The following is a 16,818-nucleotide window of genomic DNA, read 5'->3' on the forward strand; positions in this document are numbered from 1 at the left end:
TTGCAAAAATAGCAAGGCGGGCTGCTGATTATCATACAGTACCCGCCACTTTTTAAATGGTTCATTTTTTTTGTTTTTTCCACGTTTCATGATCTTCGCGAACTCTTTTCCATAACTCATCCCTCTCCATGGCGTTATAGTGCTTAAGCGTCTCGCCAAGCAGCTCAGCCATGACGTCAAGCCATTGCGATTTCTGATTTAATTCCGTAAGCTGAATGCCGTCTTTGTCGCGTTTTCTCCAAATGCAGCCACGAAGCTCATGCCCTTCCTTTTCGCTCCGGTTCCGAAGCAGGAATACATTATGCCATGGAGAGTTCTTCGAGGTGCTGTAGAAATGATGGTTTTCTTTGAAAATTCCGATATCCAATACGACATTTGGGTCAAAATCCGCACCAATAAAGGACGCATGGGGGTCATGAGCCAAACGCCAGCCGCCAGGGGAAACGGAGGACGATTCTACCCGGTACGTATACGGCGCTTGCTCGTACGTTCCGTAAACCAATGGCAAGGGCTCGTATGGCATATCGCCAAGCCCGACATCAACAATCCAAGCTCTATCCATAAGCCTCACCAATACGCCGAGATGAAAAGAATTGATGCGCGGCTCCGTTCCAATCGGCTGAACACCCGCCCGGTGGAGCGAAACGTTGTACCCTAAGGAATGCAGCAGAGCGCTGAACGCTCCATTCAAGTGGAAGCAATAGCCACTGCGGCCACCAATGATAAGTGCTATCGATTGTTTGTAATCAATGGAAGCAGGCTTCCCGCCGTAAATATCGACGGTTTGCCAGGATAAGGCTCTCACATGCGCTTTGTGAAGCTTGAATAAAAAGGATGGAGTTGGAGCCTCGATGTCGACGATGCCAATCCGGTTTAAATAAGCTCTTATTTCTTGTGCAGTCAATGCAATCATATTGGGCCACCTCGCCGGATTCACTATCTATGCCGTCGCAGTAGTTCGCGGGGCTGATGTGTCTAGCGTAAACGATTAGTCGGAATGCAACAACAGATAAAACGATGATCTGTACCGGTACAGTCAAGCGGAAATCGTTTTTTTCAACTTGTCTTCGAAACACTCAATCGAGCTGCACGGTTTGTCCAGCTGCGATTTCAACAGTTTGCCCCTCGGCCGTTATCCATACTGCTAAACTGCTTGGATTATGAACGACGGAGCTGTCTAGTGTAAACTGAAGCCTTTCGACAGCATCCATATAATCAATAATTTCAATATTAGTTGCATACCAGATGTCCGATTGACCACCCATCATTTGGAAAAAACGCTTAATATCTTGCCAATTCTGATCATTCTCAAATTCATTGCTATGTCTCCAAATGTATAGAGTGTACAATGTGCAGCGTAGCTTGGGTAGTCGACAGGGGGAAGTTGAAGTAGCCAATCAAGTAAAAAAACCAACCACTAGAAACGACAAAGTAGCTGGGTAAGCTGTAGAAAGCTGAAGTAGCCAACGAGTCTATAAAAAACACATTTGCAGGAGAAAATCAGAGATAACCAACCATACTTATGATTAACTTCCATTACCAACCATCACCAACCATCACCAACCATAGCCAACCATAGCCAACCATAGCCAACCATAGCCAACCATAGCCAACCATAGCCAACCATAGCCAACCATAGCCAACCAATACCTTCCATTACTTCAGTTACATTGCACTTTGTACAATAGAAACCACATATAAAGAGAACCGTGAGAGGCTACATTGCAGAAAGTGCAGTAGAATCAGCCTTACGAGTGAAATATGGTTCCAACAGCGCCATTCTGTTGCAAAAACTACAACGTAGCAAGGCTCTGATTACTTAAAAGACGAATAGAGTGTACAAAGTGCAGCGTAGCTTGTCCTACGTTGGGCGAATAGTCTCATTTCACTCCATAATCGATTATATTTCACTCACCAACTGATTATTGTCTTTTTTCACTCACCAATCGATTATGGAGTAAAGTGTACATTGCACTGACCTTGACTTAATTATGTAGACAGTAAGAAACCTAATTACAACTGCTAGTCTAAATATAAAACCGCCTCAAAACGCTGTAATGGCGGGATATAACCATTGGAGGAATGCGTTCTCCGTCGGTCATTGTCATAGTCATTGCCATTGTCATTGTCATTGTCATTGTCATTGTCATTGTCATTGCCATTGTCATTGTCATTGACTATGTCATTGCCATTGTCATTGTCATTGACTATGTCATTGTCATCGTCATCGTCTTTTGCTTTACTTCGGCTTGATTCCTTCAAATGCATTCGTCACCAAATGCTGCACATAGGAAGCGTCCAATGCTCCGCCTGTCACGAGCAAACGATAGAAAATAGGACCGTAAATGAGATCGGTGCTTAATTCAAGATTAAGATCTTTTTTCAATTCTCCGCGTTGAACCCCTTTTTCTAGAAGGCTCTTAGCCTCAAGCCGACGTGGCTGGAAATACCTTGTCCGGTAGGCGTCCGCCAATCCGGAATCAAACTGCCCCTCGCCTAATAGCTCCCTAATGATCGTACCCTCGCGGCTTGTCAAAAACCGAACTAAATTTGTGGCATGAATAACGATATCATCGAATGTCGAACCAGTGTCAGGCACGGGCAGTCTTGCCGCAGCGGCAGCTAGAAAACCGTCCATCACAACAGCTGCCTTATTAGGCCACCATTTATAAATCGTTGCTTTGCTCACCTTAGCGCGATCAGCAATTTTTTCAACGGTGACCGATCCAAAGCCATCTTCCAGCAATAATTCATAAGAAGCGGTAAGGATCGAATGTTGCGTTTTAACGTTACGCGGCCGTCCTCTTTTTGCCTCCAAGCTAATCACTCCCTTCAGATTTTCATATATAAACTGTACGTATAGTATATCAAAGATGAAGACAGAATAAAAAGCATTAATGCCTATTTACAAAACGATACGTTCAGTATATGATTTAAACATAATTAATAAACGATACGTTTAGTATTTAATTGATGGAGGCGAAAGGACATTAGTATTTCGTTCAAAACTACTTATTCCCACTCATGGATTCGATTTTGCTCTGGCGCGTCATCATGTCAATCGTTGATTTTAAAATAAGAGCCGAGGGGGATGTTATTAAACAACACATGATGAACAGGCAACCGATTAAGCTCTGTATACTTACCAAAATTAAGGAGTGATTGCTATGAATGCATCAAATAAACAAACAATCGAACAGAATATTCCGACATGGTTAACTGTACTTCTTGCGACCGCATGTGGAATTATTGTAGCCAATCTTTATTATGCACAGCCATTGGTGGGCTTAATTAGCTCTTCAATCGGGTTGTCTGCTGGCAGTGCTGGCTTAATCGTGACCTTGACCCAAATCGGATATGTCCTTGGCTTACTCTTTATCGTGCCTTTGGGCGATCTTGTTGAAAACCGAAGGCTAGTCGTATTATCCTTGCTTCTTACGTCAGTTGCTTTGGTTGTTACGGCCATGACGAAAAGCCCAATTCTTTTTTTGGCAGCTTCCTTATTTATCGGATTGGGGTCGGTCGCAGCACAGGTGCTTGTACCTTTTGCATCATACCTTGCTTCAGATTCCTCGCGCGGCCGCGTCGTTGGCAATGTCATGAGCGGCCTGCTGCTTGGCATCATGCTCTCGCGACCGTTGTCGAGTTTGGTGGCTGATTACTTTAGCTGGCCTAGTATATTCGCGGTATCGGCTGCAGCTATCATTGTGCTGGCGATCGTCCTATCAAAAGTGCTGCCAGAGAGAAGGCCAACGTCAAGTACAAGCTATGGAGCTCTGCTTAGTTCCATGTGGCATCTCCTGCGAACAACTCCGATCTTGCGTCGTCGTGCCGTCTATCATGCGTGCGTGTTTGGAACCTTCAGCTTGTTCTGGACTACTGTTCCGCTATTATTATCTGGTCCCGATTTTCATTTTTCTCAAAAAGCGATTGCTTTGTATGCGCTTGTTGGTGTGGCAGGCGCGATAGCTGCGCCTGTGGCTGGTAGATTAGCTGACCGCGGCTGGACTAGATCCGCCACAGGTATAGCTCTTAGCATGGTTATTGTTTCCGTTTTACTACTGCTGGTCATACAATCAAATTCTTACATTGGAATAACCGTTTTAGTGGTATCAGCCATCCTGTTGGACGCAGGTGTATCGGCCAATCTTGTACTCGGGCAACGCGCGATTTTTGCACTTGGTCCGGAGATCCGCAGCAGATTAAACGGTCTTTTCATGGCTATTTTCTTTTTTGGCGGGGCTTTGGGATCCGCGGTAGGCGGATGGGCTTACGCATGGGGAGGCTGGAGCGCAGCTTTGTGGATCGGCATTGTATTCCCGGTCATCGCGCTGCTTTATTACTTTACAGAGAAGAAATGAAGCTTTAAAACGTCGTTCTTTTCAAATGGAAACGAAGCTTTAAGACATCGTTCTTTTCAGATGGAAACGAAGCTTTAAGACGTCGTTCTTTTCAGATGGAAACGCAGCTTATAGACATCGTTCTTTTCAGATGGAAACGAAGCTTTAAGACGTCGTTCTTTTCAGATGGAAATGAGCTTACGAGCCTTCCATAATCATGAATGGGCTTTGTATAGTATAATGGTTAATACGATATGGGATGGAAAACAAGGAATGAGGGAACGAATGGCTACTATAGTGGTTACGGATGACGACGCGAACATTCGCGAACTTGTCTGTTTGTTTTTACGCAACGACGGATTCGAAACGGTGGAAGCTGCGGATGGAAAGGAAGCACTTGCTATTTATGCTTCGACGCATGTTGATCTTGTCGTTCTCGATATTATGATGCCGATTATGGACGGTTGGACGTTATGCAAGGAGCTCAGAAGGAGCAATCCGGATCTTCCGCTGCTAATGCTTACTGCGAGAGGCGAAACATGGGAGAAAGTGAAAGGGTTCCAGCTGGGGACGGATGATTATTTGACGAAACCATTCGATCCGTTGGAATTGACGGCACGCGTTAGAGCGTTGCTAAAACGATACCGGATTGGTTCCACGCAGACAATTCGTCTGGGCAGCGTCGTTCTTGATCGGCAGATTTATAAAGTGATGAGAGGGACGGAGTCGCTCACGCTGCCGCTAAAGGAGTTTGAATTGCTTTATAAGCTGGCGGGAACGCCTGGGCAAATTTATACGCGCGAGCAGCTGATCGATCAAATATGGGGACTCGATTACGCAGGCGATGATCGAACGATAGACGTACATATTAAACGACTGCGCGAGCGGTTTGCGACTACACCTGATTTTCATATTGAAACGGTTCGTGGGCTAGGCTACCGTCTAGAGGTGCAAGCGTGATTAAATCTTTATATACACGTGTAGTCTTCATTTTTCTAGTATCCGTGGTCGGTGGAACGGTCATCGCGTTTTTTTTGGCTACTTGGTTATTTGAAGAAAAACTAAGCGAAAACTCGCAAATTCTATTGCGTAATTTTGGGCAAGACATTGCACAGATCTATGAGACTTTTCCGCTGCGTGAAGCGGATGCGTTCGTAAGCGAATTGAAGATGCTCAATTCCTATCACATTCGAATTTACGATGCAGACGGTCAATTCAAGTCTTATGGAGAGGTTCACGGGCAGAAGATTGCTGCTGTAACGAAAGAACAAGTTGGGAAAGTCCTCCATGGAGAAATGGTTCAATACAATACGATTGGTTTTGCTACCGTTCTTTTAGGGATGCCTTTGAAAACGGAGATTGGAACAAAAGCGATGTTTCTCGAGCCACTCGCGCCGCCTTCGGCCGCTTTTGTCATAAAGTGGGCATTATATTTCGTGAGCTTTTCTTTGATTATAGGAAGTATATTTGTTCTGATTGCCTCTATATTTCTCGTTAGGCCGATTAAAAAACTGACAATAGCGACTAGACGGATAGCTGCTGGAGATTTCGATGTTAAGTTGAATATCAAGCAATCAGGCGAGCTGGGCACTTTGGCTCGCAGCTTCGAAGATATGATGCGCGATCTACAGCAGTTGGAGCAGCTGCGCAGAGAATTCGTAGCGAACGTTTCACATGAAGTGCAGTCTCCGCTCACTTCGATATCCGGATATGCTATCGCACTTAAGCAAGATGACATTGCAGCTCAAATGCGAAGCCGTTATCTTGATATCATTATTACGGAAGCAGAGCGGATGTCCAAGATGAGCGATAGCCTGTTAAAGCTAAGCTTGCTAGAATCGCAGTCGCAGCAGATGCAGCTGGCAACGCTCAGACTGGATGAGCAGATAAGACGCGTAATTGTTGCGATTCAGCCGCAATGGTCGGCGCGCAGCATCCATTTTGAGCTCCATTTGAAGGCAATTACGCTAACGGCTGATCATGATCAGCTCAACCAGGTATGGACCAACATACTCGGTAACAGCATTAAATTTTCCAAGGCTGGCGGAATTATTAGCGTTGGCATCAAATCAGATACCAAAAACGTGACTGTCCGAATATCCGACACGGGTATTGGTATCTCCTTAGAGGATCAGAAGCGGATCTTCGAACGGTTTTTTAAGGCAGATCGTTCTCACAGTCGCAAATATGACGGCAGCGGTATGGGGCTCGCCATCGTTAAGCAGATCGTATCGCTTCATCAAGGCGATATCCGAGTGGAAAGTGAACCAGGGAAGGGAACGACCTTTATGGTGACGTTGCCGAACAAAGCTCCGACAGCGTAATTTCATTTCAATAGAGAATGTTGACAAGCTGTTTCTCAATAACATAAAATGTTTGGTTTAAGCTGTCTCTTATTCTCCATGCTGCGGTAGCATATGCAAGCTTTCTTGCATGATGGCGCAGCATTTTTTTTGTCCGTTCATATTCCGTTCATATTGGCGTCATGGAGAGTACATTTTGGTCATGTAAGCTTGTCCTTGTGGCGGGAGCCGAATACAGAGAAGATGACAGGAGAAGATGCGAGTGAAATTACGAGAGGCAAAGAAAATGGGGTCGGATGCAACAACAGGTAAGAATCCAGCTAGTAAATTGAAAAAAATAGTTAAGAATATACTGAAATCGTTAGCCGTACTCGTTATAGCTGTCATGGTTTTTATTGTCATTGTCTTTATTGTTAACAAGGTCAGCAGCAAATCGGAACAAGGGAAAATTGAGGCCTATGGTCAGCTCGTACCCGTAGATGGGAAACAGATGAATGTTCTGATTCAAGGAGAAGGCGAGGAAACAGTCGTGCTCCTGCCAGGCTATGGAACGGCAGCGCCAGCACTTGATTTTAAGCCTCTAATTGATGAGCTGTCACCGTTTTATAAAGTTGTCGTAATTGAGCCGTTTGGTTATGGATTAAGTGACGGAACCACGAAAGAACGGACGACTGAAAATATTGTAAGTGAGATTCACGAAGCGCTGCAGAGTCTTCATATTGACCGTTACATACTAATGGGTCACTCTATTGCAGGCATTTACGGGATCGATTATGTCAATACGTATCCGAACGAAGTGAGTGCTTTTGCTGGAATCGACAGCAGCGTTCCCACGCAAGGCGGAATGGATGTTGAATTTCCAATCGGAATGTTTAAACTGCTTAAACAATCGGGCTTCGGCAGATTGATGCTGAAATTCGGAGAAGATCCCTATGCGGGCCTGCCTTTTGATGAGGGGACTAAAGAACAAATGAGAATGCTCTCTCTCAAAAACATGTATGAATCCACCACTCTAAATGAGATGGAACATATTTATTCTAATTTTGTAGCAGCAAGAAATGTAGCGTTCCCAAAAGAACTTCCGCTTGTTTTCTTTATACAAGCGAACAATACAGACGTAGAGAATTGGATACCGCTGCACGAAGAGCAGGCCAAGGATTCTGTGCATGGCAAAGTGATGACCTTTGAAGGAGGGCATTATTTGCATCATACAAGGTCCAAAGAAATCGTTGAAAACTTTAGAGCATTTATGGATGAAACCCAATAGACTTGAATTGACGTTGCTGGCAAAGCGACGGTGCAAGGAGTAGATGCATGAGACAGAGGTAAGAGGGGACAAATGGCATGGAGTAAATTTCAAGTTACACGGTAAATCTCTCGGCCTGCAAACCGCTGAAACATAACAGGCCATTGCCTTGCGGGTCAAGCGTACAGGTCGTTTTCCCTCTTCGTGAATACAATAAGGTGTATTCCAAATCAGGAAGGGGATAATTATTGTGAACCGTAACTATTACAATAATATGGGAAATGTAGGCGGCGTGAACGAAGCTGAATTTTGTCCCGATTGTCCAACGCAGACGATTTATGATCCGCCAATTACGCAATACGAGAATTATTACCATCCGCAGCTTGTGAATGTCATTCAAAATATCGAAACGGTGAAGCAGCATCATTGCTGCCCAGTCTATCAGCATCAATATACGCATACGGAGAAAAACGTTATGGTTTCAAGTGCGAAACAAAAGAAACGTGCTAAAGTATCTTCCAAAAAACGTTCGAATAAATAGTCCTTCCAAGCAAGTACGGACCCGTAAGTAAGGATGCTTCGGCAATGAAGCGGACTACTTACGGGTCTTCTGCTCGCCTTCAAGAATATATTTAAGAATATTTCGAAGTACCATTTGGTCTGCAAAAGCGAACATTCCATTTCTCCAGAACGACTTTATTCTCTCCGCTTGAAAGATCATTCATTCGTTCAACTTATATAGAAACACATATCAAAAGCAGGCTGCCGGATATTTAATCGGCAGCCTGTTCTGTTTCCGTGCAGGGCAATGGTCAATAAGTTATAAGTGAGCGCACAATTGATTGACGAACAGCTCTAAGTTGTGCTGGTCGAAACGAATCAAATATGGAAAGGAGCAGCACAATCTCAGCTTAAGGTACATACGGAGCTTGGGTACGGTGATTGAGGCTATCATTTTGAAGTAGGAAAGGATTATCACGTGTATGCCCATACCTCGACGATGATCTTAAGCGGATTACCTACTCGCAGGTGACAAATGTTCGATGCGATATTCATAGTTATGCTTGCATAGCTGCAGCAGATCATGCTTTAAACCTCGTTTGGGCTCGGTGAGGAGCGGAGCTCGGCGTTTTGTTTTGAAAAATTGTTGAACCTTCTTTCGGTCGGTAAGCCTGTTCACGATCAGCTCATCTGGCATTTCATTCGCGTATCTAGTCATTAGAAACTGGTCACAGGCATTTTCGGAGCATGGTTCAAGCTTATACAGCTGGAAATCGGTTAGCATGCCAGCCTGCACCTTCGCGACCATCGCGTGCAAGGACCCGAAGTAAATAACATCCTGATCGATGAACGCTTCTCGGTCAACGATTTGCTTATCAGAAGCCTGCTCCAAATTTCTAATGCTGACTAGCATTTGCTGTGCTTTCTCAAATTCCATTCGGGAGGCATAGTCGTCCATTTTTTGATATAGCGTTTGAATTAATGCCTTTCCGCGGTGAGCAAGCAGCACCGAGGCTTGATCGACATGGCTCAGATACTCCTGTTTTGAAATTTTCTCCTCGCATACGCCACTGCATTTTCCGATATGATAGAGCAAGCAGACTTTTTTGGGCATCGTTTTGCAGGTGCGGAGGCCGTAGTGCTCGGTTACAAATTCAAGCAGCGCATCCCGGAATCTCGCGTTTTTGAATGGTCCTAGTCGCTGCGGAGCTGTAAGCTCACGGGGATGTGCTTTGCCGGTACGGTTCCGGTAATAAACGTCCAGCCTTGGAAGCGGTTCAGCCGTAAGCTGCAAGTAGGCGTATCCGCTGTTATCTTTTTTCAATGCTCTATTGAATGGAGGCTTATGCTTTTTAATTAAATTATTTTCAAGCAATAGGCTCTCCGCCTCATTATTGACAAGAACAACCTCGATCGATGCAATCTCCTGCACAAGCTGGATGATTTTTTTATGGGTATGCTTTTTCGAAAAATAAGAGCGAAGCCGGCTTCTCAGATTTTTGGATTTTCCGATATAAATCATTCGGCCATCCTTATTTCTCATGAGATAGCAGCCAGGGCTCGAAGGATAATCGGCAGCTTTGAACGGGAATGACATACAGTATCCTCCTCCTATTGAATTCTCTTCCGGCTGTATTCGACATCAGTGCCGCGGGTTCCTTGTTTTTGAGAGGTCGTCATTTGAAAGGATAAATCATGATTACTCATAATCATTTGAGTATGTTAAAAACTTGATAGAGTCCGTAGACCTGAGTCAATAGTCGTGATAGAATATATTGGAATAATAGAGATAATAAAGGGGATTCCGAAATGAAGAAATCATTTACCGCGGCCATTATCAGCATCATTCTTCTCTTATCTTTATCAGCACAGCCGTTGTTTGCAGCCGCCAAGACGATCAAGATAAAGGTAACGTTTGTAAGCGCTGAGCTTATTGAGAAAAACAGTGTCGGAAATGAATGGTGGAGCGGAGCGACGATAAACGGGAAAGAAGTAAAGGAAGGCGCATCGGTAGTCCTCAACCTTAAAGCAACCGATCTCGTTAAGCTGCGAGCGGAGGCACAGGAGCAGGATAAATATCCAGACGACGGTGCGACGGACGCGAGTGTTAAAGTATCGGCAATCGGTGCAAAAGCGGTGAACAAGAAGCTTGAAGTCTCGGTTGTAGAAAATCGTGGCAGGTATTCGGGGAACGTAGCGAAGTGGGAGTTTCATTTTAAAATTCAAAAAGGTTAAATGAGAAAGCAGCTTCGATGGCTGCTTTTTTTGTAGCGCGTTAAAAGGAATTCGATTTGCAAACTTGAAATCGTTGCTTAAGCGGTGCAAGGTGCAGTAAGCGCTGCTCATATGTTGTAAAGCGAAGATAACAAGAGCATAAACGTGATACGGAAAGATTCATCGCAATGTAAGCGGTTAAATGAATGCGCGATATTCCAATTTAAAATAATTTAGCCATTTATGCTCGTTTACAATGGCTTTGCAGAGGAGTAAGATTCAGAGCGTGATCATTGCAAACGATTGATTGCTATAATCCTTAATCGCTGAATTCTGACAAAGAATCGGGGGAACCAAAGAGCGTGGATCCAAGTGGACCGTGCTCAGGGGTGAATCGGTTGGAGCTTTTCAACCGTAGGGCGACTTTTGCGCCCGAATCCGTCAGCTAACCTCGTAAGCGTCCAAGAGAGGAACTTAACGCCAGCCATCCAACTTTTTTTGGAAAGCTGCGGGAGAGTCCTTACTTTCCTGCGGCTTTTTTTTGTTGCCGTTAAACAAGGAAGCAAGTTATTAACACCTATGGTTAAGGAATGGGGAGTCAACATGGTTAGCAGGTTCAAACGGATTCTGATCGGGCGTCCGATGAAAAGCTCGGAGATCGAAGGGGAAAAGCTTAGCAAGCTGAAGGCGCTCGCGGTCCTTTCTTCCGATGCACTATCATCTGTTGCATATGGAACAGAGCAAATACTGCTCGTACTCATGGTTGCCGGATTTGCGGCAGTATGGTATTCGATTCCTATATCAATAGCTGTATTGGGACTATTGCTAGTGCTTATTTTATCGTACCGGCAAACGATATTCTCTTACCCAGCCGGCGGAGGGGCATATATCGTTGCTAAGGATAATCTCGGAGTTTCTACGGGCTTGCTGGCAGGGGGCTCGCTCCTCGTGGATTATATACTGACGGTTGCGGTCAGCACGTCTGCGGGAACGGACGCGATCACTTCTGCTTTTCCGTCGCTGCATGACCATCGGGTTGCCATCGCATTAGTCATGATTGTTTTACTGACGATCATTAATCTCAGGGGAATTACAGAGTCGGCCTCCGTACTTGCCATGCCGGTGTATCTGTTTGTTATTGCCATCTTTATCCTTATCATTTCAGGCGTTGTTAAGTTTATGGCAGGCGGCGCACATACAGCCGTCCCAGAGCTTGGCGCTACGGTATCGAACATAAGCTTGTTTTTATTATTGAAAGCTTTCAGCTCAGGCTGTTCTGCATTAACAGGCGTGGAGGCTATGTCTAACGCGATACCGAACTTCAAACAGCCTGCCGAACGCAATGCAGCAAAGACGCTGATCATGATGGGAACGATTCTAGGTGCGATGTTCATCGGCATTAGCTTGCTGGCCTATTGGTACGGCATTATGCCGAATGAGAAAGAAACAGTTGTATCGCAAATCGCGAACGCAACATTCGGAAGAGGCGTGATCTACTATATCATTCAGGGAGTAACAGCACTCATTCTATTTCTGGCTGCGAATACAGCCTATGCTGCTTTCCCGCTGCTTTCTTTCATGCTGGCGAAGGATAAATACATGCCGAATATGTTTATGGCACGCGGCGACCGGCTTGGGTTCTCGAACGGAATCATAATATTGGGCGTATTATCCGCATTGCTTGTTATCGCCTTCCATGGCAACACAGAAAATTTAATCCCATTATACGCGGTTGGTGTATTTATTCCTTTCACGCTTTCTCAGCTTGGAATGATGGTGCGTTGGTTTAAGCTGAAACCTTCTGGCTGGAAGACGCGTCTTATCATAAACACGATCGGCATGCTCACCACGCTTGCGATTACGCTTATTTTTATATTTACGAAGTTCAGCCATGTATGGATGGTCTTTATTTTCCTTCCGCTGGTTATTATGTTGTTTTATGGCATTCATCGTCATTACATGAATATGGCGAATGAGCTGCGGATCAACATGAACGAAGATAAGCCTGTTATCAAAGGGAGCACGATTGTTGTGCCGATCGCTGGAATCACTCGCGTCGTCAATCATTCACTTAGCTATGCGAAGTCATTGACGGACAACGTAGTCGCTGTCTATGTCGGGTTCGACGACGAGGATATTGAGCGGATGGAGAAAAAATGGGAGGAGTGGAATCCTGGAGTGCGGCTCATCGTACTCCGTTCGAGCTATCGTAGCATCATTCGGCCGCTCATGAGGTTTATTGATACGATTGAGTGGAAAACTTCCGAAACGGATCATATTACGGTTCTTATCCCGCAGTTTATTACAAAGCATTGGTGGCACTACTTCTTGCACAACCAAACGAGCTTGATGCTGCGTGCCTATCTGTACGCGCAAAAAGATGTCGTTATCGCAACGGTACCTTACCATTTAAGGAAGTAAGCGCAGAAGAAAAGCCCTCCAGCTCGGAGGGCTTTTCGAAGGCTGCTTTAGAAATTGCGTTGGCCTAGTTGCTGCTCCGCAATTTGAACAAGCTTTTTCGTAATATAACCACCGATTGAACCTGCATCGCGTGTGGACAGATTGCCATTGTAACCGTCTTGTGAGAAGGCTACGCCAAGTTGCTGTGCGGCTTCTGTTTTCAATCGCTCAATCGCGCCTCTTGCTTGCGGTACAACTAATGTATTCGAATTTCTTCTGCTCATTTCAATCACTCCTTCATGGGATGTGAGGTTATTATGTGTGAGTTTTGTAAATCTATACAGAAAAGAGAACAGAATTTTCAAAATAATTTAAAACACGGAGGAGATCAAATTAATGAACGGTAACCGAGTTTATATTCGGCTGATGGCTGACAAGGATTCGGAACAATTACATGCAATAAGACAGCGGAACTTTTATTTTTTTAAGCCCTTCGAGCCGATCCGACCGGATGAATATTTCACGCTGGAAGAGCAGCGGCGAATTATCCAAGCTGGCATCCAGGGAGCAGAAGAAGACCGTAATTATGTGTTTGGTGTATTTGAAAAACAATCAGAGTCGTTAATGGGGAGAATCGAGCTTTCCGGCGTTGCCCGCGGACCCTTTCAGAATGCCAGTCTAGGTTACTTCATGGATGAGGTGCATAACGGAAAGGGATATATGACGGAAGCAATTGGATTAGTGCTTGAGTATGCATTCTCGGAAATAGGCCTTCACCGTATCCAAGCAGGCGTAATGCCGCGAAATCTGGCGTCTGTCCGCGTTCTGGAGAAAGCTGGTTTCCGGCATGAAGGGCTGGCCAAACGCTACTTGAAGATCAACGGCGAATGGGAAGACCACGCATTGTATGCCATAACAACGGAGGATGTATAACTGACGAAGCATATACAAATGAAATAAAACCCTAAATATGTTTTTAAGCCTGTTTCGAAATTGCATACCGTGTTTATTATCCTAATAGAATGATACTATATAACTAGATAAGGGGAAGTGATGGTCAATGAAAAAAACGGTCATGATGTTGCTCAGCTTTGCATTGGTATTTGTGTTAACGGTAGGTGGAGTTGCTTCAAAGGTTGAAGCTGGCGCCCAAAAAGAGTTTTTGCAAATTTCCAAATACGAAAATTATTACGGTCAAGTAAAAGATGGGCAACCGCACGGTAAAGGTACAATGACATGGTATTCCACGAAATCGTATTCCGGTGATTGGGTTAACGGCAAACGTACCGGCACGGGTACGTATGTGAACAAGTACAAGGAAGATAGCAAAGATATTGTTATTACATATAATGGTGAGTGGAAAAACGATATTAAAGTAGGTAATGGTTCTTTAAATACGAAAATTACCGATTATTTGGGCGTGGTTGAATATCATAAAATCCAGTTCGGTACATTTGCCAATGATATTTTTGCTGCTGGCTACTCCGTTGCACATAAGAAGGCTGATCCTATTTACAGCTACAACTACAAAGATGCAAAGATGAACCTGCAAATTACAGGCACGAACGTTAATATGAAGGACGCTTGGAAAACGGGGAAATTCCCTTTGATCCAGTACAAAAAGGGGAACGTTATGAAGCATTACTCCATTGCTTTTAACGAAAATCCTTCATTAATTAAGCAGAACAAAGCAACGCTTGCGTATCTGAAAAATCTTCAAGCGCAGATCAACCCGCACTTAGTGAAGTTTGAAGCTTTGTCTAAGCGTGTTCCTTTAGCTTAAGCGGCAAGGTTAAACGGCAAGCTTGGACATTCCAATGCTTGCCGTTTTTTCATTCCCGACGCTGCCTGGTACCATAGAAATATGGTACTAGGTGAGCGCTGCCGTCTTGTGTATAGTTGAGCTAAAGAGACGACTATGGGCTGCAGGGAGGGATTGGACACGATGACAAGAAGCGTGATGATGCAGAGGGCTGCGGTTTTGAAGCAGCATGAACACTATGCCTATCAAGTCGCATATTACTTGCTCGAAGACGAGGATCTCGCCTCTCAGGCCGCGTCCAGCGCGCTGGCAGAACTCCTTTATGATGAAGCGTTTTTCACGCACGAGTGCGGGCATCGCATGCAGCTAATGAAACGCAAGGTGATCCAAACTTCACTTTCCACTAAAGCCTCCTTATTGCGGCAAGCGCTCTAAAGGCGAAGAAAGCATCTCCGCAGTTTATCTGATAAACTCCTCAATTGTCTCCTATCCGCGCCTCTAGCACATACAGGTAATGTCCATTTATCCTTGCGCCGCTCCTTGTTTTTCTATAAGTACAGATATGTTATAGTTTTTATGTAAGATCGGAACGCAAAGAAAGCAGTGTTGAATGAGCAATGCAGAAAGGAGCTGCGGCAGTTTGGTTATTGATTTAACCCATAAGGTAATGACCGGAATGCCTGTATACCCTGGAGATGACGAAACGAGCATCATCCATACACAGCAATTCGGCGTGGACGGCTTCAACAATCATCAATTGTCCATCAATATGCATGCAGGCACCCATATCGATGGACCTATGCACTTACTGGATGTGCAGCAGTACATAAGTGACATTCCGATCACCACATTTGTTGGGGAAGGTACTTTGATTGATACGAATGGTACTGACCTTGTCGAGTACAAGGAAGAGTACGAAGCCCTCATTCAGGAGGGGCATATCGTGCTTGTGCACACGGGGCATGGCAAGCTTTATGGCCAGCCTGCCTATTTTGAGGACTATCCGACATTGTCCTTAGCGTTTGTTGATCTGCTCATTCGCAAAAAAGTAAAAATGCTCGGATTGGATACGCCTTCACCAGACAAGCTTCCATACGAATGCCATCAGGCCTTATTCAGCAGTCAAATTCCGATCATTGAAAACCTAGCTCATGTAGACCGATTAATTGGCGTAAGAGCCTTTGAGGTTATTGCGCTTCCTCTGCGAATTCAAGCAGATTCTTCCGTAGCCCGCGTTATTGCAATTGTACGGCTTTAAGTTTCGACTAAGACATTTCATATGATGCATGTAAATATCGGATAGACCATATCGCAAACGGAGGCTGAGCGTACAATGGAATTGATTTATCATGGACATTCTTGTATTCAAATGGTAGATGGAGACAAATCGCTTGTGATCGATCCCTTTTTGAGAGGCAATCCGCTTGCTGTGACCAAGCCAGAGGAGATCAAGACAGATGCTATACTTCTGACGCACGCACATATGGATCATATATTGGATGCAGATCTTATCGCCAAAAGCAATGATGCGCCCGTAGTTGCGATTGCCGAGCTTGCCGCTTATATGTCCTGGAAAGGCGTAAAAACAATCGATATGAATATCGGCGGGACGGTAGATCTTGGATTTGCCAAGGCGAAAATGGTGCAAGCGTTTCATTCCTCAGGGATCGTATTATCCGATGAGAAAACGATTATTTACGGAGGCATGCCTGCGGGCTATATCGTCAATATGGCGGGCTTAACTGTTCTCCACGCGGGTGATACCGCACTGTTCAGCGATATGAAAATGATCGGCGAAAGACATGCGATTGACATTGCATTTATACCTATTGGCGATCATTACACGATGGGTATTGAAGATGCGCTGCAGGCTGCTGAATGGTTTAATGCTACGCTCGTCATTCCTATGCACTACAACACCTTCCCGGTTATCCAGCAAGAGGCAGAGCATTATGTCCAGCTTCTGGAAAGTAAAGGAATAAAGGGATTGGTACTAAAGCCAGGTGAAACAGCAACGGTATAAGCTTGCACAGAGGACACTGGGCATTGGAG

18 protein-coding genes and 1 riboswitch are annotated in these 16,818 nt (G+C 44.8%); of the genes, 13 read left to right on the forward strand and 5 right to left on the reverse strand.

Translation table 11 applies throughout. The annotated features are described in order from the left end of the window. Positions 1-61: 61 nt before the first annotated feature. Together AB4Z29_RS12405 and AB4Z29_RS12410 are read right to left on the reverse strand one after the other, a co-directional pair. Positions 62-913, reverse strand: coding sequence for an arylamine N-acetyltransferase family protein (locus AB4Z29_RS12405; protein ID WP_441943368.1), 852 nt, complete (start codon positions 911-913; stop codon positions 62-64). A 163-nt stretch (positions 914-1,076) separates the two neighbouring features. After that, positions 1,077-1,268, reverse strand: coding sequence for a hypothetical protein (locus AB4Z29_RS12410; protein ID WP_441943369.1), 192 nt, complete (start codon positions 1,266-1,268; stop codon positions 1,077-1,079). Positions 1,269-2,082: 814 nt separating this feature from the next. Between AB4Z29_RS12410 and AB4Z29_RS12415 the strand changes: the two genes are divergently transcribed. Then, positions 2,083-2,253, forward strand: a complete 171-nt coding sequence (locus AB4Z29_RS12415; RefSeq protein ID WP_441943370.1) for a hypothetical protein — start codon at positions 2,083-2,085, stop codon at positions 2,251-2,253. Here the strand turns inward: AB4Z29_RS12415 and AB4Z29_RS12420 are convergent. After that, complete coding sequence (locus tag AB4Z29_RS12420) at positions 2,240-2,818, reverse strand: TetR/AcrR family transcriptional regulator (RefSeq protein ID WP_441943371.1); 579 nt, start codon at positions 2,816-2,818, stop codon at positions 2,240-2,242. The two genes, AB4Z29_RS12415 and AB4Z29_RS12420, sit on opposite strands and share 14 nt — an antisense overlap. A gap of 349 nt (positions 2,819-3,167) precedes the next feature. Here AB4Z29_RS12420 and AB4Z29_RS12425 point away from each other — a divergent pair, with 349 nt between their 5' ends. The 5 genes from AB4Z29_RS12425 to AB4Z29_RS12445 all read left to right on the forward strand — a co-directional run bounded on the left by AB4Z29_RS12425 (position 3,168) and on the right by AB4Z29_RS12445 (position 8,430). Continuing rightward, positions 3,168-4,361 (forward strand): MFS transporter, encoded by a 1,194-nt coding sequence (locus tag AB4Z29_RS12425; protein WP_441943372.1) that lies wholly within the window; start codon positions 3,168-3,170, stop codon positions 4,359-4,361. Positions 4,362-4,625: 264 nt separating this feature from the next. Continuing rightward, positions 4,626-5,300 carry a response regulator transcription factor gene (locus AB4Z29_RS12430; protein WP_441943373.1) on the forward strand — a complete coding sequence of 225 codons (675 nt, stop codon included), beginning with the start codon at positions 4,626-4,628 and terminating at the stop codon, positions 5,298-5,300. Continuing rightward, on the forward strand, positions 5,297-6,664 hold the full coding sequence (locus AB4Z29_RS12435) for a sensor histidine kinase (RefSeq protein WP_441943374.1): 1,368 nt from the start codon (positions 5,297-5,299) through the stop codon (positions 6,662-6,664). The genes AB4Z29_RS12430 and AB4Z29_RS12435 overlap by 4 nt, the downstream gene beginning before the upstream one ends. A 265-nt stretch (positions 6,665-6,929) precedes the next feature. Continuing rightward, complete coding sequence (locus AB4Z29_RS12440; RefSeq protein ID WP_441943532.1) at positions 6,930-7,910, forward strand: alpha/beta fold hydrolase; 981 nt, start codon at positions 6,930-6,932, stop codon at positions 7,908-7,910. Between the two features lie 229 nt (positions 7,911-8,139). Next, entirely contained in the window at positions 8,140-8,430 is a 291-nt protein-coding gene (locus tag AB4Z29_RS12445) for a hypothetical protein (RefSeq protein WP_441943375.1), read from the forward strand. 474 nt (positions 8,431-8,904) lie between these two features. Here AB4Z29_RS12445 and AB4Z29_RS12450 read toward each other — a convergent pair whose 3' ends face one another. Then, on the reverse strand, positions 8,905-9,987 hold the full coding sequence (locus tag AB4Z29_RS12450; RefSeq protein ID WP_441943376.1) for a GIY-YIG nuclease family protein: 1,083 nt from the start codon (positions 9,985-9,987) through the stop codon (positions 8,905-8,907). A 212-nt stretch (positions 9,988-10,199) separates the two neighbouring features. Between AB4Z29_RS12450 and AB4Z29_RS12455 the strand changes: the two genes are divergently transcribed. Then, on the forward strand, positions 10,200-10,625 hold the full coding sequence (locus tag AB4Z29_RS12455) for a hypothetical protein (RefSeq protein WP_441943377.1): 426 nt from the start codon (positions 10,200-10,202) through the stop codon (positions 10,623-10,625). 293 nt (positions 10,626-10,918) lie between these two features. After that, positions 10,919-11,079, forward strand: a riboswitch (cyclic di-AMP (ydaO/yuaA leader). A gap of 128 nt (positions 11,080-11,207) precedes the next feature. Continuing rightward, positions 11,208-13,025, forward strand: a complete 1,818-nt coding sequence (locus AB4Z29_RS12460; protein WP_441943378.1) for an APC family permease — start codon at positions 11,208-11,210, stop codon at positions 13,023-13,025. A 47-nt stretch (positions 13,026-13,072) separates the two neighbouring features. On the opposite strand, the gene AB4Z29_RS12465 is transcribed toward AB4Z29_RS12460, so the two are convergent. Beyond that, a complete protein-coding gene (locus tag AB4Z29_RS12465; RefSeq protein ID WP_441943379.1) occupies positions 13,073-13,288 on the reverse strand; it encodes a small, acid-soluble spore protein, alpha/beta type in 216 nt (71 codons plus the stop codon). A gap of 112 nt (positions 13,289-13,400) precedes the next feature. Between AB4Z29_RS12465 and AB4Z29_RS12470 the strand changes: the two genes are divergently transcribed. The 5 genes from AB4Z29_RS12470 (at position 13,401) to AB4Z29_RS12490 (ending at position 16,789) form a co-directional block, all read left to right on the forward strand. Next, positions 13,401-13,937, forward strand: coding sequence for a GNAT family N-acetyltransferase (locus AB4Z29_RS12470; protein ID WP_441943380.1), 537 nt, complete (start codon positions 13,401-13,403; stop codon positions 13,935-13,937). Between the two features lie 127 nt (positions 13,938-14,064). Further along, complete coding sequence (locus AB4Z29_RS12475; RefSeq protein ID WP_441943381.1) at positions 14,065-14,787, forward strand: hypothetical protein; 723 nt, start codon at positions 14,065-14,067, stop codon at positions 14,785-14,787. A 162-nt stretch (positions 14,788-14,949) separates the two neighbouring features. Then, a complete protein-coding gene (locus AB4Z29_RS12480) occupies positions 14,950-15,201 on the forward strand; it encodes a hypothetical protein (protein WP_441943382.1) in 252 nt (83 codons plus the stop codon). 205 nt (positions 15,202-15,406) lie between these two features. Further along, a complete protein-coding gene (locus tag AB4Z29_RS12485; protein ID WP_441943383.1) occupies positions 15,407-16,024 on the forward strand; it encodes a cyclase family protein in 618 nt (205 codons plus the stop codon). Between the two features lie 75 nt (positions 16,025-16,099). Further along, positions 16,100-16,789 carry a metal-dependent hydrolase gene (locus tag AB4Z29_RS12490; RefSeq protein ID WP_441943384.1) on the forward strand — a complete coding sequence of 230 codons (690 nt, stop codon included), beginning with the start codon at positions 16,100-16,102 and terminating at the stop codon, positions 16,787-16,789. The last annotated feature ends 29 nt before the right edge of the window (positions 16,790-16,818 follow it).

Origin of the sequence: Paenibacillus sp. 2TAB23 (assembly GCF_052115165.1) — a bacterium.
GTDB lineage: Bacteria > Bacillota > Bacilli > Paenibacillales > Paenibacillaceae > Pristimantibacillus.